This window comes from Hyalangium gracile (genome assembly GCF_020103725.1).
GTDB classification, from domain to species: Bacteria; Myxococcota; Myxococcia; order Myxococcales; family Myxococcaceae; genus Hyalangium; species Hyalangium gracile.
Genome location: NZ_JAHXBG010000019.1, coordinates 1 through 20033, shown reverse-complemented (window position 1 = coordinate 20033; position 20033 = coordinate 1). Strand labels below are relative to the sequence as shown.

14 protein-coding genes are annotated in these 20033 nt (G+C 70.2%); 9 read left to right on the top strand and 5 right to left on the bottom strand.

From position 1 onward, the window contains the following. Window positions 1–10 precede the first annotated feature (10 nt). From KY572_RS31920 to KY572_RS31905, 4 genes are all read right to left on the bottom strand, one after another. Window positions 11–1675: a hypothetical protein gene (locus KY572_RS31920; protein WP_224247423.1), complete on the bottom strand. Its 1665-nt coding sequence runs from the start codon at window positions 1673–1675 to the stop codon at window positions 11–13. Window positions 1676–1784: 109 nt separating this feature from the next. Further along, complete coding sequence (locus KY572_RS31915) at window positions 1785–3473, bottom strand: amidohydrolase (RefSeq protein WP_224247422.1); 1689 nt, start codon at window positions 3471–3473, stop codon at window positions 1785–1787. A gap of 93 nt (window positions 3474–3566) precedes the next feature. Beyond that, complete coding sequence (locus KY572_RS31910) at window positions 3567–4343, bottom strand: hypothetical protein (protein WP_224247421.1); 777 nt, start codon at window positions 4341–4343, stop codon at window positions 3567–3569. Between the two features lie 391 nt (window positions 4344–4734). Beyond that, window positions 4735–5508 carry a rhomboid family intramembrane serine protease gene (locus KY572_RS31905; RefSeq protein WP_224247420.1) on the bottom strand — a complete coding sequence of 258 codons (774 nt, stop codon included), beginning with the start codon at window positions 5506–5508 and terminating at the stop codon, window positions 4735–4737. Between the two features lie 126 nt (window positions 5509–5634). On the opposite strand from KY572_RS31905, the gene KY572_RS31900 reads away from it, so the two are divergent. After that, entirely contained in the window at window positions 5635–6564 is a 930-nt protein-coding gene (locus KY572_RS31900) for an alpha/beta fold hydrolase (protein ID WP_224247419.1), read from the top strand. Between the two features lie 58 nt (window positions 6565–6622). After that, window positions 6623–7132 carry a hypothetical protein gene (locus tag KY572_RS31895; protein ID WP_224247418.1) on the top strand — a complete coding sequence of 170 codons (510 nt, stop codon included), beginning with the start codon at window positions 6623–6625 and terminating at the stop codon, window positions 7130–7132. Between the two features lie 6 nt (window positions 7133–7138). Here KY572_RS31895 and rnz read toward each other — a convergent pair whose 3' ends face one another. After that, window positions 7139–8062: a ribonuclease Z gene (rnz, locus tag KY572_RS31890; RefSeq protein WP_224247417.1), complete on the bottom strand. Its 924-nt coding sequence runs from the start codon at window positions 8060–8062 to the stop codon at window positions 7139–7141. Window positions 8063–8226: 164 nt separating this feature from the next. Between rnz and KY572_RS31885 the strand changes: the two genes are divergently transcribed. The 7 genes from KY572_RS31885 to KY572_RS31855 all read left to right on the top strand — a co-directional run bounded on the left by KY572_RS31885 (window position 8227) and on the right by KY572_RS31855 (window position 19892). Continuing rightward, on the top strand, window positions 8227–8916 hold the full coding sequence (locus tag KY572_RS31885) for a DUF2293 domain-containing protein (protein WP_224247416.1): 690 nt from the start codon (window positions 8227–8229) through the stop codon (window positions 8914–8916). A gap of 144 nt (window positions 8917–9060) precedes the next feature. Beyond that, window positions 9061–9876, top strand: a complete 816-nt coding sequence (locus KY572_RS31880) for a M57 family metalloprotease (protein ID WP_224247415.1) — start codon at window positions 9061–9063, stop codon at window positions 9874–9876. A 190-nt stretch (window positions 9877–10066) separates the two neighbouring features. After that, the gene (locus KY572_RS31875; RefSeq protein ID WP_224247414.1) at window positions 10067–10822 is read left to right on the top strand and encodes a TetR/AcrR family transcriptional regulator; all 756 of its coding nucleotides are present in this window, start codon (window positions 10067–10069) and stop codon (window positions 10820–10822) included. Continuing rightward, complete coding sequence (locus KY572_RS31870; protein WP_224247413.1) at window positions 10819–11922, top strand: efflux RND transporter periplasmic adaptor subunit; 1104 nt, start codon at window positions 10819–10821, stop codon at window positions 11920–11922. The genes KY572_RS31875 and KY572_RS31870 overlap by 4 nt, the downstream gene beginning before the upstream one ends. A gap of 42 nt (window positions 11923–11964) precedes the next feature. Beyond that, window positions 11965–15099 (top strand): efflux RND transporter permease subunit, encoded by a 3135-nt coding sequence (locus tag KY572_RS31865; RefSeq protein ID WP_224247412.1) that lies wholly within the window; start codon window positions 11965–11967, stop codon window positions 15097–15099. 159 nt (window positions 15100–15258) lie between these two features. Then, a complete protein-coding gene (purL, locus tag KY572_RS31860; protein ID WP_224247411.1) occupies window positions 15259–19167 on the top strand; it encodes a phosphoribosylformylglycinamidine synthase in 3909 nt (1302 codons plus the stop codon). Beyond that, window positions 19164–19892, top strand: a complete 729-nt coding sequence (locus KY572_RS31855; RefSeq protein ID WP_224247410.1) for a toxin-antitoxin system YwqK family antitoxin — start codon at window positions 19164–19166, stop codon at window positions 19890–19892. Before purL ends, KY572_RS31855 begins: the two co-directional genes overlap by 4 nt. Window positions 19893–20033 lie beyond the last annotated feature (141 nt).

Sequence of the window (20033 nt, the reverse complement as noted above, 5' to 3'; positions counted from 1 at the left end):
GCGGTGTCCGTCACTCGGGGGCGGAGCCGCCCGCGGCGTTGCCTCGAGGCGCGAGCCACCCGTGCTCGGGCGGGCGCAGGCCTGGGGTGGTCACTCCAATGAGGTCCGCTCCGGGCGTGTGGTAGATGCCGCGGCCCGAGTCGCGCTCGACGGCCAGCCACTGTCCGTTGTGGAGCAGGGTGCTCTCCAGGTTCTCTCCCTCGGGGAGCAGCAGCTCCTGCTGGAACTGCAGCGGCTGGCCCTCACGCAGCAGGGACCAGCGCACTGCCGGAACCGGATCGAAGGGGCTCGTCATCAGGGCCGGGTAGTGGACACGCTGGATGACGATCACCGAGCCATCGGACGTCAGGTGGCCCATGACGTCTTCGGGACTGGGACGGTAATGAAGGTAGGGCACCTGCGCCTCGGCCAGCAGCTCGCCGGTGGCCCGTCGCAGCAGCTTCACCTCCGAGCAGGGCCGCGTGGGGCAGGGCGCAATCACCGCGGCATGGGACTCACTCAGGAGGACGGAGACCTGATTCTGGAGGAGGGACGCCGGGCTCGAGGGCAATGCGTACTTCCTGCCGCCGTCGGCGGTGGAGAGCACGGTGCCATCGTCGAGGAAGAGCGTGTCCCGGAAGACGGCCACCGGCTGGCCGGCTCCCCGCTGGGTCCACCGCTCCGCGCCTTCCGCGGACAGGGACACGACATTCCCAGGCTCCACCTCGACGTACAGCCGCCCGAGCTCGTCCGCGATGGGCGAGCCGCGTAGCGCTCCCGCCACCTGGTGTGTCCAGCCGAACGTGAGCTCCGGCAGTCTCAGGCTGCCGACCCACACCTTGCCGCCTTGCAGCGGCCACACCAGGAGCAGCTGACCAGGAGCGCCCTGGACCCAGTGCGGCCTCTCCGTCGCCGGCGTCACGTTCTCGGCGGCCAGCTGTGCCTGGAGCAGGGCATTCAGATCGAAGTAGCGCGGCGGTGTGCCGCCCTCCAGGTCCAGCAGGGCCCACATCTGCTTGTCCTGCTCGCGAGACCAGAAATCGCCCACCGCATGACGGCGGTGGAGCACCCACGGGTGGCAGGGGCCCCCTGTGTGGAGCACGGTCTCGTGGTCCGGTCGAGACGGGTCGAAGCGGGTGAGCCGGCACTCGGAGATGAACTCGCCGGTGGGCGCCTGATCGGGCAGCGTCGGCGCGGGATCGTACGGCGACGAGATGGCCGCGAGCAGCAGGCTCGAGTCCGACAACCGGCTGGCAACCTTCCAGATGTTCCGATCCGGGGACCAGGTCCAGTTCGGCCGCGGGGGATTGGCAAGGATGCACCCTCCGAACTCGCAAGTGCCGGAGGGCAGGGTGGGAGACACCGAGCAGCTCGTTCCCTTGGGCGCTTCCATCTGCGCGCAGACGCCGTTCACTACGAGCGACGCACGGCAGGCGAGGACCGAGCCACAGGTGACGCTGCCCTCGGGGGGCCAGGACGCCAGTCCCGAGTCCGGAGTGCCTTCCTCCGGAGTGTCTGTCTCAGACGAGCCCGAGTCCGAAGTCTCCGCATCGGGAGTGTCCGTCTCCGAGGAGGGAGGCGGACTCGTAGGCTCCACGAGCTCCGGAGGAGGCGTGGGGGGCGGGACCGTCTCCCGCTGGGTCTCCCCACAAGCGACGAGGATCAGACAGACCAGCCATCCCCACAGCGCGCGCATGTGCATGCCATCCCCTTGCTAGCGGGGGCACGCTGTTCATGGGGAGCCGCTCGCGGGAGTGGCTCCGTGCGACAACGCAGCACAGCGGACAGAACGGCCGAGGGCCGGCTCAGCGCGTGGACTCGCGGTAGGCCTCGCTGCCGGCCACCACGGTGAGGAGCACCCGGGCCGTGAGCAGCGCGGTGGGCTCCGCCTCCACCGGATCCACCGAGAGCACGACGAAGTCCGCGTCCATGCCGGGCACGAGCCGGCCGCGCTCCTTCTCCGCGAAGGAGGCGTAGGCGTTGCCCGCGGTGAAGCCCTCGAGCGCCTCCTCTCCGCTGAGGCGCTGGTCCGGGAACCACCCGCCCGGCGGCTGGCCGGCCGCGTCCTGCCGGGTGCGCGCCGCGTAGAGCCCGGCGAGCATGTCCGGCCGCTCCACCGGGAAGTCGCTGCCGAGCGCCAGCGGAGCCCCCGCGGCCTTGAGGCGCTGCCACGCATAGGCGCCGAGGACGCGCTCGGGCCCCACGCGCACCTCCGCCCAGGGCATGTCGCTGGTGGCGTGGGTGGGCTGCACGCTGGCGATGAAGCCGTTGGCGCCCATCCGCTGAATGTCCTCCAGCCGCATCACCTGCGCGTGCTCCACGCGGTGCCGCCCGGAGCGCACGCCCTCGGGCCCTGCCACGCGCAGCAGCGTGTCCAGCACCAGCGTGTTGGCCCGGTCGCCGATGGCGTGCGTGGCCACCTGGAAGCCTCGGGCGATGAAGGCCCGCACCCGGGCCTCGTACTCCTCGGCGTTGAGGAGCACCAGGCCGCGCTGGGCGGGCTCGTCACTATAAGGAGCATGGAGCGCCGCGCCCCGGCTGCCGAGCGCCCCGTCCATCATGAGCTTCACGGCGCGCATCGTCAGCTTGTTGCCCTGGAAGGGCCCCAGCTCCAGGTACTTCTCCCGCTCGGAGCCCATGCCGTCCGCCATCGCGTAGACGCGCAGCGGGAGGCGGCCCTCGGCGTCCCAGCGTTTGAGGAGCTGGAAGGTGCGCAGGTCCATGCCCGCGTCGTGCACGCCCGTCATCCCTCCTTTGGCGCAGGTGGCGAGCGCCTCGGAGAGCTGGGCCTCGAACTGCTCGTGGGTGGCGGGGGGCATGACCGCGTCGATGAGCCCCATCGCGTTGTCGATGAGCACTCCGGTGGCCTCTCCGTCGGGGCCTCGGAGGATGCGCCCGCCTCGCGGATCCGGGGTGTCCCGGGTGATGCGCGCGCGGCGCAGGGCCTCGCCGTTCACCCACATCGCGTGGCCGTCGATGCGCGACAGGGCCACGGGGGTGGAGGGCCAGTGCGCATCCAGCTCCGCGCGGGTGGGGAACGCCTTCTCCGGCCAGTCGTTCTGGTCCCACCCCTGGCCGATGAGCCAGTCTCCCTGGAAGGCGGAGGGGCGCGCGGCCTTCAGGCGCTCGAGCGCCTCCTGGCGGGAGGTGGCTCCGGTGAGCGTGACGGCGGAGAGCGCGCGGCCCAGCCCGGAGAGGTGGCCATGGCCATCCACGAGGCCGGGGACGAGCGTCGCGTCCCCGAGGTCCACCACCCGCGCGTCACTGCCGGCGGCGGCGAGCACCTCGTCGCGGCTCCCCGTCGCGAGCACCTTGCCTCCCCGCACGGCGATCGCCTCGGCGAGCGGGCGGGAGGCATCGAGCGTCCGCACCCGGTGCGCCACATACACCGTGGTGGAGGAATCGGAGGAAGTCGGATCGGGCGCGCGCCGGGCACAGCCCGCCACGAACGCCAGGAGGATCACCGCCGAGAGGGCACTGCGGACACGTAGCATCGAGTCACCTGCCAGAGGGCGCCCCGGACGTCGGGGCGAGGGCGCGCACTCTGGCTCACCCGAGCGGTGCTGGCTACGGTGCTGCCACGAGGTTCAGGCCGCGGAGGTTTTTTTCGAGCGGCGCAGCGGAGGATTCATGGGATGGCCCGTGCCTGCCTTGATCCAGCCCATTCTCATCAGGTCCGCCAGGGATGACTCGAGCAGCGGGTGCACGCCCACCGCGGGCGACAGCTCCGAGAGTGAGCCGCCGAGCCGCTCCAGCCTCAGCAGGAGGGAGCTCGGGGCTGTCCGTGCCTCGGCGGTGATGGCGTTCAGGAGCCCCCAGCGTGTGAAGTCTCCAGCCCGCACAAAGCGTGTGCGCACGCTTTGCTCCAGCGTTGGGCCCAGGCTGGCGCGCAGCGACTCCGGGAGGGTGCTGCCTTGAACGGGCTCCTTCGCGCTCCGGCGGAACTGTTTGACGGCCAGCTGGAAACCCTTCGGATCGAAGCACGCACGGATCGTCCGATCGAGCTCACGGATGAGAGGCTCCAGCGCCTCGGAGTCCAGGAACAGGATCGGGTTGATCTGTTGGGCGGGAGAATACTCCGAGAAGACGATGGTGCCGTTCTGGCAGACCTTGCGATACACCCGCGGCAGCACCTCGAGCCGGCAGTGGGTCAGGTCACGCCCGACGTGCAGAGCGACCAGCGCTCCGGCGGAGACCTGGTCGTCCACGAGAACATGCGCGCTGAGCTCCGGCGCCTGGATGCCCAGGAGCATGTGCTCGTCACCTCGCTCGTCCTCTTCGAGCGAGCAGACGACGATGTGCAGCGCCAACACTCGCGAGAGGATGTCGAAGGCAGCCTTCGTGGCGGAAGCGACGCGCAACATGACGCTGTTCCCCGGCCCACGAGCGCCGCGCGATTGAAGGGTTGAGATCAGCTCGGGAGGACGCTGGAACGAAGGCAGCCGGTCTCTCCGCAAGAGAGGTTTCAATATCTCGGCGAGTTGTTCATCGGAGACCCCATGGTCACGCTCGAACATGCTCACGAGGAGGTCGTCCACCTGACCGACAGGGCGGCCATGCTCGTCTCGCCGCCGCGCGAGCAGGCTGCGGACGGACCTCGCCCGCGCATAGCCGTATCCTTCCAGCACATATTCCATGTGGCCCTCCAGGCTGTCGAGACAGCAGGAAGGCCATTCTATCGCCAACCCATCCACTCCTCATCTCGGCAGGGTTCAGCGTGATAGGCATTGGACGTCTGGGGGGCCTGCCTTCATGTCAAGGATGGTCCGGGTGCAGCCGGTGTCGCCACGTGGTGCGCTGCGCGGTGTAGTTCCGATTCTCGAACAGCTTGATGAGCACCACGCCCGCCACGAAGCCACCGATGTGTGCCCACACCGCGACGCCGCCCGAGGCATCCGGCCGGATCGGCGAGAGCTGAGGCAGACCGCTGAGCAGCTGCAGGCCGAACCAGTAGATGAGCACCAGCCACGCCGGCACCTGGAAGATGCGCAGGATGAAGAAGATGGGCACCAGCAGGTTCACCCTCACGCGCGGGTAGAGCACCAGGTACGCCCCCAGCACTCCCGAGATGGCCCCCGACGCGCCCACCGTTGGCACCGGAGACGCGGGGTCGATGGCCACGTGCGCCCCGGCCGCGATGAGCCCGCAGAGCAGATAGAAGATGACGAAGCGCAGCCGCCCCATGCTGTCCTCGACGTTGTTGCCGAACACCCAGAAGAACAGGCAGTTGCCCAGGATGTGGCCCCACCCGCCGTGCAGGAACATGGAGGTGAGCGGCGTGAGGATGTTGGTGGGCTCGGCGTCGATGATGCACGCCAGGTCCCGGCTCAGCGGCACCGCGAACCCCAGCTGCGCCCGGCCCGTCAGCTCGCCCGGCACCATGCCCCAGTTGCACACGCTGGCGGCCATCGCGACGCTGTCCAGCCCCGCCTTCTGCACGAAGAACCACACGAAGGCGATGATCCCCAGCAGCAGGTACGTCATCACCGGGGTGCGCAGCGTCGGATTGTCGTCACTGATGGGAAACATGGCTGACGTCCATCATGAACACGAAGCGTGTCGGCCGTCAGCCGTCAGCACTTCGCCTGTGCGGCGCATGACGTCCCGTCATTCCAGCCCTGCCCGCCGGGCCCGCCAGGGTTAGCGTCCACGGCCATGGTTCCACTCGCCTCCCTGTCCATTCCCCTGCCGTCCCTGCGCATGCAGGCCCTCGAGGCCGGGCCCGCCGATGGGCCGCTCGTCCTCCTCCTGCACGGCTTCCCGGAGCTGTCCGAGAGCTGGCGCGAGGTGCTCCCGGTGCTCGGCGCCGCGGGCTTCCGCGCCGTGGCGCCGGACCTGCGCGGCTACGGCGGCACGGACAAGCCCCGCTACGGCTATGACACGGACACGCTGGCGGCGGACATCTACCAGCTCGCCCGACACCTCCAGCCCGGCCGGCCCGTCCACATCGTGGGGCACGACTGGGGCGGCGCCATCGCCTACCACCTGGCCGCCCATCACCCCGAGGTGGTGGATCGGCTGGTCGTCGTCAACGCTCCCCACCCGGCGGTGATGGCCCGGCGCATCTGGAACCCGGCCCAGCTCGCGCGCTCCTGGTACATGTTCTTCTTCCAGCTCCCCTGGCTGCCGGAGCGCGCGCTCTCCCGGCAGGGCGGGGCCAACGTCCCGCGCCTCATCCGCCGCGCCCTCGTCAACCCGTCGCGTGTCTCCGACGAGCGTCTGAGGCCCTACGCCGAGAACTTCTCCAGGCCCGAGGCCGCGCGCGCGGCAATCGACTACTACCGCCAGGCAATCCGACGCTCGGTGACGCCCTGGGGGATGCGCAAGATGCGGGGCTACCCGCGCATCCGCGCCCCCTTCCTGCTCATCTGGGCCGAGGAGGACGTCGCCCTGCGGCGCGAGCTCACCTATGACTTGGAGCCCTGGTTCGAGCAGCCTCCCTACGTGCGCTACCTGTCGGGCGTGGGCCACTTCGCTCCCCTGGAAGCACCGGAGCAGGTGTCGGCACTGTTGCTGGAATTTCTCGGGCACACCGCCCCGCGTACCCGTCACGAGGAGCCCACGGACTCCGCGCCTCTTGGCTAGGTGAGGGGGCGCATGGTTGAACAGGGGGCTTCCCTCTCAACCCGGAGCAACACACGCCATGACGCTGCCCAAGTCCCCGCTCGCGTCCACCACGCTGCTGCTGGTGGCTGCTCTCGCCCTCTCCACCGGCTGCGCCGCCAACCGCCGGGAGACGTACCTCCACGACAAGGCGGGCACCCACGTCTACCGCCAGCCGCTGGCCGAGGTGTGGCCCAAGGCCAAGGAGGTCCTCACCGAGGAGGGCTACTCCGTCATGGAGGCCAAGGGCGGCTTCGAGATGGCCACGGACTTCCAGATGCAGGGCGCGCCCTCCTCGCTGGGCACCTCCTACGCGCGCTACCTGGTGCGCGGCGTCGAGAAGGGCCCCGGCCAGTGCTCGGTGGAGTTCATCAAGCAGGCGCGTGTCGAGTCCCAGGGCGCCCACGACACCAACACCGGCGAGGGCGCGCAGATGTCCGGCTCCAACGCCACCACCCGCGACTACGCCATGGAGTGGAAGCTCCTCCAGAAGGCGGACCCCGAGGCCGCCAAGGCCCTGGAGGCCGAGGCCGCCAAGAACGTGCAGTAGCCGCGCTCAGTCGCGCAGCGGCAGCTCCAAGGTGAGCCCGTCATGGGCCACCTCCACCGGCCCCTTGTACTCCTCGCGCGCCTGCGCGAGCAGCTTCGAGGGGTCGGTGTCGTGCCGGCTGGACAGGTGCGTGAGGATGAGGCGCCGGGCGCCCGCCTCGCGCGCCACCCGCGCCGCCTCGCGCGCCGTCGAGTGCCGCGTCTCCACGGCCCGCGCCTGCTCGTCATCGCTGAAGGTGGACTCGTGGATGAGCAGGTCCGCGTCCTTCGCCGCCCGAGTGAGCGAGGCGCACGGCCGCGTGTCTCCGGAGATGACCAGGCGCCGCCCGCCGCGCGCGGCGCCCAGCACGTCCTCGGGCCGCACCGTGGTGCCGTCGGCCAGCGTCACCGCCTCGCCCCGCTGCAGCCGGCCGAAGTCCGGGCCCGACGGAACGCCCAGCGCCTTCGCCTTCTCCACGTTGAAGCGCCCCGGCCGGTCATCCTCCGCCAGCACGTAGCCCAGCGCGTTGATGCGGTGGTCCACGCCCACCGCGTGCACCGTGTAGCCATTGCGCCGCACGCTGTCGCCGTCCTTCAGCTCGTGCAGCTCCACCGGGAAGGCCAGCGCCTCCACGCCCAGGTGCACCGCCTGGTGCAGCACGCGCCTGGCGGTGGGCGGGCCGTACATGTGCATGGGCTGCTCGCGCCCCATCATCCCCAGCGTGCGCAGGAAGCCGATGATTCCCAGGTAGTGGTCCGCGTGGAAGTGCGTGAAGAACACCGCGTCCACCGTGAAGCCGGTGCCGAAGCGCACCATCTGCCGCTGGCTGCCCTCGCCGCAGTCGAAGAGGAGCAGGTCCGTGTCCACCTTCACCGCCAGTCCGGACAGGTTGCGGTGCAGGGTGGGCTGTGCGGCCGAGGTGCCGAGGAAGGTGAGCCTGAGGAGGGACATGCCGGCGCTTCCCACGAAGAAGAGGACCTCCCGCTTCCTGCGCCCGGGCCCTCGAACAGCCAGAGGGTACGCGGGCGGGTGCGTGGCGGCCATTTATCAGGTCCACACGCCCCCGTGCTTCCCCGACTGACTTCAGGTGCGCTATGGAGCCGCGCTCCTGTCCCATGCCTGACTCCCTGACTGTCGCCCCCACCTCGGATCCGCGCCGCGTGCGCGCGCCGGATGGCACCCTCCTCACCCCGCCCCCCGGCTGGACGCTGCTGCCCCCTGGCGATGCCGGGCTCACCCGCCGCGTGAAGGCCGCCGGCCCCACCTGGACGGTAGTGGAGAAGAAGGGCCGCAAGACGTTCTCCCGGGGCGTCTGGGCCCCCGAGGCCCACATCACCGCCGCCCGCGCCGAGCTCGAGGCCGAGCGCGCCACCCCCGCCTACGCCAGGCGCCGCGCCTCGGACCAGGCCCGCCGCGAGCGCGAGCAGGCCGAGTACGAGGTGGACTTCGCCAACGCCGTGCTGCGCTTCCTCTCCTTCGCGCCCGCCTTCACCGCCCAGGCGAAGCGGCTGGCCGTGGTGGTGACGAGCCAGTCGGCCCCCGTGGGCAGCGGCACCGTGGCCCGCACCGAGCGCATCCCCCTGGAGCGCCGCGCCGAGGCCGCCGTCATCGCCTGGCTGCGCCACCAGACGACCCGCTACGACGACATGCGCATCGCCCGGGTGAAGGGCGCCCGCCGCGAGGTGCGCCGCGAGCTGGCCGAAGTCTCTCGCGCCCTGCTGGACGTACACCGTCGCGACACGCCCCACCTCGCCGCCACCTGTCCCCTCTGCGCGGCCCTGGAGAACCCCCGGAAGCCGGACTGAGGCAGCGCTCTCGCTCCTGGGGATATAGGACGAATCCTACATTTCCGGAATGGCCCGGAAATTATCTCTGTGGTCGTTTCCGGCCAGCCAGGGTCACCCCCGAGACCGCTTGCAGTCATCCCCCACGGTCGCGAGGAGACTCTGATGATCAAGTTCCGTTCCGTTGCTCTGCTGGCCGGTGCCGCGCTGCTGGGCACCGCGTGTGGTCCCGAGGCGGCTCCCCAGGAGCCCGAGAAGCAGCTGAGCTGGGAGGAGTTCCGGGCCAGCGTCTACCAGGAGCCGTGGGAGGACGGAGTCTTCATCGTCGACAACGACATCCCGCTGGCCACCGAGGCCGAGCTGCGCGAGTACTTCGAGCAGAGCCTCAAGGGTGAGGTGGGCAGCCACGCGGGCGGGCTGGCCGTCTATTACAGCGGCGGTCAGGACATCAAATGGCAGGGCAGCGCCGCGCTCAACATCACCTACTGCGTGAGCACCACCTTCGGCAGCAACTACAGCAAGGTGGTCAGCGCCATGGCGAGCGCCGCCGGCGCCTGGGAGGCCGCGGGCAAGGTGGACTTCATCCACGTCAGCTCGCAGGACAGCAACTGCACCTCGCGCAACGGCAACGTCGTGTTCGACGTGAACCCGGTGAACACCAGCCAGTACCTGGCGCGCGCCTTCTTCCCCAACTCCAGCCGCCGCAGCCGCAACGTCCTCATCGCGGGCAGCTCGTTCGGCAACATCTCGCCCTGGACGCTGACGGGCGTGCTGCGCCACGAGCTGGGTCACACCCTGGGCTTCCGCCACGAGCACACCCGTGTCTCCAGCACCGGCTGCTACGAGGACGCCCAGTGGCGCGGCCTGACGCCGTATGACTCCGGCTCCGTGATGCACTACCCCCAGTGCAACGGCTCCAACAACGGCGACCTGTCGCTGACCAACTCCGACAAGTCGGGCGCCGCCGCCCTCTACCCGTAGTCTCCGCGCGTCCACCGTGACGCCCTGTGGGCGGCTCCTCTCCGGAGGGGCCGCCCCTTTTCTTTTCGCGGGGTTGCACGCTGGATGCGGGCCGGCTTCACTGTTCGATAAGGCTGACCCGTGGGTCACTGACCCGTGATTCAGAAATTCCTGGGCGGTTTCTGACCGGCGGGTTAGTCATCAGCCCGCCATGGCGCGCCCCGCGGATCCAAACGCCCGAACCGATCTCATCGCCGCCGCGCGAGCGGAGTTCGTGAAGAAGGGGCTGCGTGGGGCGCGCATCGAGGACATCACCGCCGCGTGCGGCCTGTCCAAGGGCGCCTTCTACCTGCACTTCGCCTCCAAGGAGGCGCTGTTCGGCGAGGTGATGGAGCAGGTGCGGCAGCAGCTCGACGGGCTGTCGCGCGAGCGCATGGAGCGCATGCATCGCTTCTTCGCCGAGCACGGCCACCCGGACGCGAGGGACCTCGCCGAGCGCTCCGAGCGCTACGCGACGTTCGTCGAGCTGGAGGTGGAGCTGGACCTGCGCACGCTCGAGGTGATGTGGGAGTACCGCGACGTGATGCAGGTGTTGCAGCGCGGCAGCCAGGGCACGGACTTCGAGTCCCTGTTCTCGGTGATGGTGGACCGCGAGGTGGAGCGCGTCGCCGGGGAGGTCCGCCGGCTGCAGGGCTCGAGCGCCTGCCACCTGGATGTGAACCCGACGCTGTTCGGCACCGTCATCGTCGGCACGTATGCGCTGCTGGTGCAGCGGATGAGCCAACTGCGGGACAAGCCGGACCTGGCGGGCTGGGCGCGCGATCTCCAGCAGATCTTCCGCGAGGGCAAGATGCGCCGGGAGCCTGTCCCCGCGCCGGTGAGCGCTCCGCGTGCCGTCTCTTCTCGTACTTCTCCGCGCCTGGGCACGGCCCGGGCGCACACTCGCAAGACACCGAGGACACCATGAAGCCCACCCGGACACCGTCCGTCGCTCGCGCTCTCGCCGCCACCGGGGTGGTGATCGCGTCGCTCTCGCTGTCCGCCTGTGAGAAGGCGGCGGCAGCCTCGGCCACGCCGGCCGCCTCCACCGCGCCGGTGCCGGTGGTGCGCCTCACCGAGTCGCGCACCACGCAGGCCACGCCGAGCGAGGAGGTGACGGGCACGCTCTACCCGGCGCAGGCGCTCCAGGTGGGCTTCGAGGTGGGCGGCCGGCTGGAGACGGTGCTGGTGAAGAAGGGGCAGGTGGTGAAGAAGGGGCAGGTGCTGGCGGCGCTCAACGTCGAGATTTCCGACGCGCAGGTGGCGCAGGCGGAGGCCGCGGTGGCCGCCGCCGAGGCCGGTGCTGGCATGGCCGCGGACGTGGCCCAGCGCAACGAGAAGCTGCAGGCGGAGGGCAGCGTGTCAGACCTGCAGAACCGCACGGCCGCCACCACCGCGCAGCAGGCGAAGGCGCAGCTGCTGGCCGCCCAGGCGCAGCTGGCGCAGGCGAAGGCCGCCCGCCGCCGCCACGAGCTGAAGGCGCCGTTCGCGGGCACCATCATCGACGCGCCCCAGCAGACGGGCGCCACGGTGGCGCCGGGCGTGCCGCTCTTCACGCTGGAGACGCTGGACACGCTCCTCCTCAAGACGACGGTGGCGCAGGCGTCGCGGGAGGGGCTCAAGCCGGGCAGCAAGGTGCGCGTGGAGGCCATCGGCGGCAGGGCCTCCTCGGACGCGGCGACGGTGAGCGTTATCCTGCCCTCGGCGGACCCGGCCACCCGGCGCATCCCGGTGGAGATCGCCGTGCCCAACGCGGACGGCCGCTTCGTGGCCCACACGCTGGCGCGGGCGGTGCTGGCCATGGGCGAGCAGCAGGACATGCAGGTGCTGCCGGCCTCGGCGCTCTCGTCGACGAACGGGGACCACGTCTACGTGGTGTCGCCCACCGGCGAGGCGCGCCGGGTGGACGTGCAGGTCATCGAGCGCCGCGCCCGCGAGGTGGTGGTGAAGGCCGCCACGGCGCTGGACAAGGTCATCGACTACCCCGGCACGGGCCTGCAGGACGGGACCCGGGTCTCCGTGAAGTAGGGCCGCCTCTCTCTTCTCCCTCGCAGCCTCCGCGAGCCTCTCATGCTCCTGAGTGACGTCTCCATCCGCCGGCCCGTGTTCACGGCCATGATGTCCGTGTGCCTCATCGTCATGGGGGCGATGGGGCTCAACCGCCTGGGCACGGACCTGTACCCGGACGTCTCCTTCCCCTTCGTCATCGTCAACACCGTGTACCGGGGGGCGGGGCCTGGGGAGATTGAAACCCAGGTCATCAAGCCCATCGAGGACGCGGTGGCCGGCATCAGCGGCGTGGAGAAGATCCACTCGTGGAGTCGGGAGAACCTGGGCACGGTGACGGTGCAGTTCACCCTGTCCACGGAGCTGGACGCCGCGGTGCAGGAGGTGCGCGACAAGGTGGCCAACGTGGCCAACAAGCTGCCCGACGACGCGGACGCGCCGGTGGTCAGCCGCGTGGACCTCTCGGCCTCGCCCATCCTCACCTACGCGGTGTCCGCGGAGCTGTCCTCGCAGGCGCTGCGCAAGCTCATCGACGACCGCATCAAGCCGGCGCTGGCGCAGCTGGAGGGCGCCGCCGAGGTGCGCGTCACGGGCGGTGACGTGCGGGAAGTCCAGGTGGACATCGACCTGGACAAGGCGCGGGCGGTGGGAGTGGCGCCGGTGGAGATCGCCCAGCGCATCGGGATGGAGAACCTGAACCTGCCGGCGGGCCGGCTGCAGCTGGGGCCCAACGAGCTGACGGTGCGCGCGCTGGGGCAGTTCCGGAGCGTGGAGGAGCTGCGGGCCATGCCGGTGGCGAAGAGCCGCACGGGCGCGCAGGTGCGGCTGGACGAGATCGCCACGGTGACGGACGGGGTGACGGAGCGCCGCACCACGGCGCGGCTGAACAGCAACGACGCGGTCATCCTGGAGGTGGTGAAGCAGCCGGGCTCCAACACGGTGAAGGTGAGCGACCTGGTGAAGAAGCGGCTGGAGCAGCTGGGGCTCACGCTGGGCAACGGCTTCAAGGCGACGCTGCTCATCGACCAGTCGGAGCTCATCCGCGAGAACGCGAAGGAGGTGTGGATCGCCCTCATCTTCGGTGGCGCGATGGCGGTGCTCATCATCCTAATGTTCCTGCTGGACGCGCGCGGCACGTTCATCTCGTCGCTGGCGCTGCCCACGTCGGTGGTGGGCACCTTCTTCGTGATGTACCTGCTGGGCTACACGCTGAACCAGATGACGCTGCTGGCGCTGTCGCTGGCCATCGGTCTGCTCATCGACGACGCGGTGGTGGTGCGCGAGGCCATCACCCACCGGCTGGAGAAGGGCGAGGACCCGATGTCCGCGGCGGCCAACGGCACCAAGGACGTGGGCCTGGCGGTGCTGGCGACGACGCTCTCGCTGGTGGCGGTGTTCATCCCGGTGGCGTTCATGCCGGGCATCGTGGGGCAGTTCTTCCGGCAGTTCGGCGTCACCATCTCGGTGGCGGTGCTCGTCTCGCTGTTCATCTCCTTCACGCTGGACCCGATGCTGTCGGCGCGGCTGGCCAAGGCGCGCAAGCCGGGCGAGGTGCATCAGGAGGGCGCGGTGGCCCGGGCCCTGCGCGGCGTGCTGGACGGCACCGAGCGCGTCTATGAGCACATCCTGCGCTGGGTGCTGGCTCACAAGTGGGCGACGGTGGGCATCACGCTGCTGGTGATGGTGGGCTCGTTCGCCGCCGCCAGCCGGCTGGGAGCGGAGTTCATCCCGAAGGAGGACCGCTCGCAGTTCATGGTGGACCTGCAGCTGCCGGACTCGGCGAGCCTGGCGGAGACGGAGGCGCGCACCGCCCAGGCCGAGACGCTGGTGAAGGGCATCCCCGAGGTGGTGGACATCTACAGCATCGTGGGGCTCAACGGCGACGTGAACAAGGCGCGCCTGCGCGTGCTGACGAAGCCGAAGACGGAGCGCCAGCGGGGCATCCAGGTCATCAAGGAGGAGGCGCGCGCGCTGCTGAACCCGGCGCTCGTGGCCACGCAGGTGAACCTGAGCGATCCGCCGACCATCGAGGGCCTGGGCGACTGGTACCCCATCATGGTGCGCGTCACCGGGCCGGAGCTGTCGCGCGTCAACGCGGAGGCGGAGCGGGTGGCGGGCATCCTGCGGAGCATCCCCGGCACGGCGGACATCCGGGTGGAGTCCAACCCACCCAAGCCCGAGCTGCAGATCCAGATCGACCGGGCGCGCTCGACGGACGTGGACCTGAGCGCGGCGACGCTGGCGATGCAGCTGCGGCTGGCGATTGGCGGCGACGTGGCGGCGAAGCTGCGTGAGGGCACGGACGAGACGGACATCCGCGTGCGGCTGGCGGAGAAGGATCGAGCCACGCCGGAGAAGGTGCGGCAGCTGGAGGTGTTCACGCCGCGCGGGCTGCGGCCGGTGACGGACGTGGCGGAGGTGGACCTGAAGGACGGCCCGAGCGTCATCGAGCACGAGAACCGAGAGCGGCAGATCGCCGTCTACGCGCAGCTGGGCAAGGGCGCGGCGCTGGGAGACATCGCGCGGCAGCTGAAGGCGAAGGTGGCGGAGACGCCGCCGCAGGCGGGGTACTCGATCATCTACGACGGTGAGATGAAGAACCTGGACGAGCAGAACGCGGCGTTCGGCTCGGCGTTCCTGCTGGCGTTCGTCTTCATCTACATGGTGCTGGCCAGCCAGTTCGAGTCGCTCAAGCACCCGTTCACCATCATGGTGTCGCTGCCGCTGGCGCTGGTGGGCGCGCTGCTGGGCCTGGTGGTGACGGGCCACCACCTGTCGCTGGGCGCGATGATTGGCGTCATCCTGCTGATGGGCCTGGTGACGAAGAACGCCATCCTGCTGGTGGACGGCGCGCTGCAGCACCTGCGGGCGGGAGACAGCGTGGACGAGGCGCTGCTGAAGGCAGGCCCGCGCCGGCTGCGGCCCATCCTCATGACGAGCGCGGCGATGGCGATCGGCATGGTGCCCACGGCGGTGGGGCAGGGGCTGGGCGCGGAGTTCCGCGCGCCGATGGCCATCTCGGTGATTGGCGGCGTCATCACCTCCACGTTCCTCACGCTGCTGGTGGTGCCGGTGGTGTTCGCGGGCATGGAGCGGGTGGGCTTCTTCCGCAGGAAGGCGGAGCCCAGGCCGGACGTGGCGCCCGTGACGCCTGTCGTGGAGGCCAGGGAGGCCAAGAAGGAGGACCGCGCCGCCTGATTTCGCTGCCTCGGAGAGTGACGACCTGGCAGGTCCTGGCGGAGGGCCAGCCCGGCCGTTCGTGAGGCAGGCGACTTGGCTGAAAATCTTCAGGACCGACCGGGTAGGCTCAGTGATAAGCACGACTCGGCTGTTCTTCGGATTTCTCAGGCCTTTTCCATGACCAGCATGCTCACGGTGCGGGGTGGCCCCGCTCTCTCGCAGTTCCGCCACGACAAGCTGCTCGCGCTCTGCCGCGAGCGGGTGCCCGAGGTCGGCTCCCTGTACGGGGAGTTCATGCACTTCATCGAGCCCTGGGAGCCTCTCTCGGACAGCGAGAAGGCGATCCTCTTCCAGCTGCTCGACTACGGCCCTCGGATGACCGAGGGCGCGTGGGTGGGCAGCCGGCTCGTGGTCATGCCCCGCCCCGGCACCCAGTCTCCCTGGTCCACCAAGGCGACGGACATCGCGCACAACTGCGGCCTCACCCGCATCAAGCGGATGGAGCGCGGCGTCGTCTACTTCGTCGGGAACAAGGACGGCGGCAAGCTCCTCCCCGAGCACCTGGACCTGGTGGCGCCGGTGCTGCACGACCGGATGACGCAGGTGGTGGTGGGGCGCATGGACGAGGCGCAGGTCCTCTTCGCCGAGCACCCGCCCCGGCCGCTCTCCACGGTGGACGTGCTGGGCGGAGGCAAGGCGGCGCTGGCGGCGGCCAACCGCGAGCTGGGGCTGGCGCTGGCCGAGGACGAGATCGACTACCTGGTCGCGCGCTTCGGTGAGCTCGAGCGCAACCCCACGGACGTCGAGCTGATGATGTTCGCGCAGGCCAACAGCGAGCACTGCCGGCACAAGATCTTCAACGCCAGCTGGACGGTGGACGGCGCGCAGCGTGAGCGCTCGCTGTTCCAGGCCATCAAGAACACCCACGCGGTGCATAGCGAGGGCGTGCTCTCGGCGTACAAAGACAACGCGGCGGTCATCCAGGGCTTCGAGGCCGAGCGCTTCTTCCCGGACCCGGAGAGCGGCGAGTGGCGCTCCACCCGCGAGCCCACGCACATCTTGATGAAGGTGGAGACGCACAACCACCCGACGGCCATCTCTCCGTACCCGGGCGCGGCGACGGGCGCGGGCGGCGAGATTCGCGACGAGGGCGCCACCGGACGGGGCGCGAAGCCGAAGGCGGGGCTCACGGGCTTCTCCGTCTCCCACCTGCGCATCCCCGGCTACGAGCGGCCCTGGGAGCGGGTGTACGGCAAGCCCGAGCGCATCGTCTCCGCGCTGGACATCATGCTGGAGGCCCCCATCGGCGGGGCGGCGTACAACAACGAGTTCGGTCGACCCAACCTGTGCGGTTACTTCCGCAGCTTCGAGGCGCAGGTGTCCACGCCCGACGGGGTGGAGGTGCGCGGCTACCACAAGCCCATCATGATCGCTGGTGGCCTGGGCAACGTCCGCGCCGCGCACGTGCAGAAGGGCAAGCTGCAACCGGGGGACAAGATCATCGTGCTGGGCGGGCCGGCGATGCTCATCGGGCTGGGCGGAGGCGCGGCCTCCTCGCTGGCGCAGGGCTCGAGCGCGGCGGACCTGGACTTCGCCTCGGTGCAGCGGGACAACGCGGAGATGCAGCGGCGCTGTCAGGAGGTCATCGACCGCTGCTGGGCCATGGGCGAGCGCAACCCCATCCGGTCGATCCATGACGTGGGCGCGGGCGGTCTCTCCAACGCGGTGCCGGAGCTGGTGCACGACAACGGGCTGGGCGGCTCCTTCGAGCTGCGAGCCATCCCCAACGCCGAGCCGGGCATGTCCCCGGTGGAAATCTGGTGCAACGAGGCGCAGGAGCGCTACGTGCTCGCGGTGGCACCGGAGGACCTGGAGCGCTTCGGGGCGCTGTGCCAGCGGGAGCGCGCGCCCTACGCGGTGCTGGGCGAGGCCACCGCCGAGCAGGTACTGAAGCTGGGGGACAAGAGCCTGGGCAACGCGCCCATCGATCTGCCGATGGACGTGCTGTTCGGCAAGCCGCCGCGCATGCACCGGGACGTGAAGTCCCGCCCGCTCACGCACGGCCCGCTGAAGCTGGACGGGGCGGAGCTGGGAGACATGGTGGCTCGGGTGCTGGGGCACCCGACGGTGGCGGACAAGTCCTTCCTCATCACCATCGGGGACCGGACGGTGTCTGGGCAGACGAGCCGGGACCAGATGGTGGGCCCGTGGCAGGTGCCGGTGGCGGACTGCTCGGTGACGCTGACGACCATCACCAGCGACACGGGCGAGGCCATGGCCATGGGCGAGCGCACGCCGCTGGCGCTCATCGACGCGGCGGCCTCGGCGCGGATGGCGGTGGGCGAGGCGGTGACGAACATCGCGGCGGCGCGGATCGGCAAGCTGTCGGACGTGAAGCTGTCGGCCAACTGGATGGCGGCAGCGGGCAGCCCGGGCGAGGACGCCAACCTCTACGCGGCGGTGCACGCGGTGGGCATGGAGCTGTGCCCGGCGCTGGGGCTCACCATCCCGGTGGGCAAGGACTCCATGTCCATGCGCACGGTGTGGGAGGAGCAGGGCGGACGCAAGGCGGTGACGGCGCCGCTGTCGCTCATCGTCTCGGCGTTCGCGCCGGTGCTCGACGTGCGCCAGTCGCTGACGCCGCAGCTCCGCGAGCTGTCCGGGGACACGCGGCTGCTGTTCGTGGACCTGGCGAAGGGCCGGCAGCGTCTGGGTGGCTCGGTGCTGGCGCAGGTCTACGAGCAGGTGGGGCCGGAGTGCCCGGACGTGGAGGACCCGGCGGTGCTGCGGGGCTTCTTCGCGGCGATGCAGGAGCTGAACGCGGCGGGCGTGGTGCTGGCGTACCACGACCGCTCGGACGGCGGCCTGCTGGCGACGCTGTGCGAGATGGCCTTCGCTGGCCACTGTGGCCTGGACTTGGACCTGGGCGGACTGGGGAAGGACGCCCTGGCGGCCCTCTTCAACGAGGAGCTGGGGGCGGTGCTGCAGGTGCGCGCGGCGGACCTGGGGCGCGTGCGCGAGGTGCTGGCGCGGCACGGGCTGGGCTCGGCGGCTCACGAGCTGGGGCGGCCTCGGACGGAGCTGGAGGTGCGCCTGCGCCACGGGGAGCAGACGCTGCTCGAGGTGCCCACGATGGCGCTGCGCCAGTACTGGTCTCGCGTCAGCTACGAGATGCAGAAGCTGCGGGACAACCCGACCTGCGCGGAGCAGGAGTACGCCGCGAAGTGCGACGCGGGAGACCCGGGCCTGTCTCCGCGGCTCACCTTCGACCCGAAGGAGGACGTGGCGGCGCCCTTCATCGCCCGGGGCGCGAAGCCTCGGGTGGTGGTGCTGCGCGAGCAGGGCGTGAACAGCCAGCTGGAGGCGGCGGCGGCGTTCTCCAGGGCGGGCTTCACGGCGGTGGACGTGCACATGAGCGATCTGCTCTCCGGGCGCGTGTCGCTGAAGGACTTCGCGGGCCTGGTGGCCTGCGGTGGCTTCTCGTACGGAGACGTACTGGGCGCGGGCGGAGGCTGGGCGAAGTCCATCCTCTTCAACACGCGGGCGAGGGATGAGTTCGCGGCCTTCTTCGCGCGCCCGGACACCTTCGGCCTCGGCATCTGCAATGGCTGCCAGATGATGGCGCAGCTCAAGGACATCATCCCGGGCGCGGAGCACTTCCCGCGCTTCCTGCGCAACGCCTCGGAGCAGTTCGAGGCCCGGCTGTCCATGGTGGAGGTGGCGGAGAGCCCGTCGATCTTCTTCCAGGGCATGGCGGGCAGCCGGATGCTGATCGCCGTCTCGCACGGCGAGGGGCGCGCGGAGTTCCCGAGCCAGGAGGAGGCGGAGCGGGTGAACGGCCTGGGGCTGGTCACGGCTCGCTTCGTGAACAACCACGGCCAGGTGACGGAGAGCTACCCGGCCAACCCGAACGGCTCGCCCTTCGGCATCTGCGGCCTGACGACGAAGGACGGGCGCTTCACGGTGATGATGCCTCACCCGGAGCGGGTGCACCGGACCGTGCAGCACTCGTGGCGTCCGAGCGAGTGGGGTGAGGACGGCCCGTGGATGCGGCTGTTCCGCAACGCCCGGGTCGCGCTGAAGTGAAGCGGCGCGCGCTCGCGCCTGGCAAGGAGCTGGTCTGGCCGGAGGGCGTTCCTCGAACGGCTCGCTACGAGGAGTTCGGGAGGAATGCCGCCTCCGTCTGGGGCCAGCTCATCCATGACGAGGGCTCGGCGCACATCGCCTGGTCTCCCGAGGGCAACGTGCTCTCGGAGCGGTACTTCGACGACAAGGGGCGAGCGCACGGCCTCGAGGTGTCTCGCCACGACGACGGGACGGTGGCGTGGCAGGTGCCCTGGGTGCGTGGACGGATGCACGGCCTGGCCCGGCAGTTCGATGAGTCCGGGCGCGAGCTTCTCCGGACGCGCTTCGTGCGCGGCACGGGAGTCGACCTGTGGGTCAGCTGCGGGGGGATTACCGAGCTCCGCGAGCATCGGGACAACCTGTTGCACGGTGTCGAGCGATGGGGTCACCCGCTGCTTCCCTACGAGGAGAATCACTTCCTTCTCGGGAAGCGTGCCGGTGTCTTCAGACGGTGGAACGGGCCCAGGCTGGAGAAGGGATACCCGCGGTACTTCATCGATGACGAACAGGTCTCCCGGGCGGAGTACCTCCGCGCACGCCGGACGCGGCCCGCGCTGCCACCGGCTCGCCGCCAGGACGACCGACGCGAGCGCCCCATGCACGGCGCGCTGCGGAACGTATGGCTGCGAAAGGACATCCGGGAACGGCTGCTCCGCATGCCAGAGCCCGAGGATGGAATGGGTTGAGGGCTTCTGCCCTGGTTGGATGAGCCCCGCAGGACCGGCCAGCCCACCCTCCCGGTTCATTCCCGCCGAACTGGTCTGCTTGTGAGCCTGTCGAAATAAGCTGTAGGGTAACGTAGGAGGTAGGTAACAAGGGGATCGACT

Bases quoted from the DNA above. Each gene is read 5' to 3' on its own strand.
- KY572_RS31885 (WP_224247416.1), top strand. From the start codon at position 8,227: ATGCCTGACTCCCTGACTGTCGCCCCCACCTCGGATCCGCGCCGCGTG.
- KY572_RS31870 (WP_224247413.1), top strand. From the start codon at position 10,819: ATGAAGCCCACCCGGACACCGTCCGTCGCTCGCGCTCTCGCCGCCACC.
- KY572_RS31920 (WP_224247423.1), bottom strand. From the start codon at position 1,675: ATGCGCGCGCTGTGGGGATGGCTGGTCTGTCTGATCCTCGTCGCTTGT.
- KY572_RS31895 (WP_224247418.1), top strand. From the start codon at position 6,623: ATGACGCTGCCCAAGTCCCCGCTCGCGTCCACCACGCTGCTGCTGGTG.
- rnz (WP_224247417.1), bottom strand. From the start codon at position 8,062: ATGTCCCTCCTCAGGCTCACCTTCCTCGGCACCTCGGCCGCACAGCCC.
- KY572_RS31910 (WP_224247421.1), bottom strand. From the start codon at position 4,343: ATGTTGCGCGTCGCTTCCGCCACGAAGGCTGCCTTCGACATCCTCTCG.
- KY572_RS31905 (WP_224247420.1), bottom strand. From the start codon at position 5,508: ATGTTTCCCATCAGTGACGACAATCCGACGCTGCGCACCCCGGTGATG.
- KY572_RS31875 (WP_224247414.1), top strand. From the start codon at position 10,067: ATGGCGCGCCCCGCGGATCCAAACGCCCGAACCGATCTCATCGCCGCC.
- KY572_RS31880 (WP_224247415.1), top strand. From the start codon at position 9,061: ATGATCAAGTTCCGTTCCGTTGCTCTGCTGGCCGGTGCCGCGCTGCTG.
- KY572_RS31915 (WP_224247422.1), bottom strand. From the start codon at position 3,473: ATGCTACGTGTCCGCAGTGCCCTCTCGGCGGTGATCCTCCTGGCGTTC.
- KY572_RS31865 (WP_224247412.1), top strand. From the start codon at position 11,965: ATGCTCCTGAGTGACGTCTCCATCCGCCGGCCCGTGTTCACGGCCATG.
- KY572_RS31900 (WP_224247419.1), top strand. From the start codon at position 5,635: ATGGTTCCACTCGCCTCCCTGTCCATTCCCCTGCCGTCCCTGCGCATG.
- purL (WP_224247411.1), top strand. From the start codon at position 15,259: ATGACCAGCATGCTCACGGTGCGGGGTGGCCCCGCTCTCTCGCAGTTC.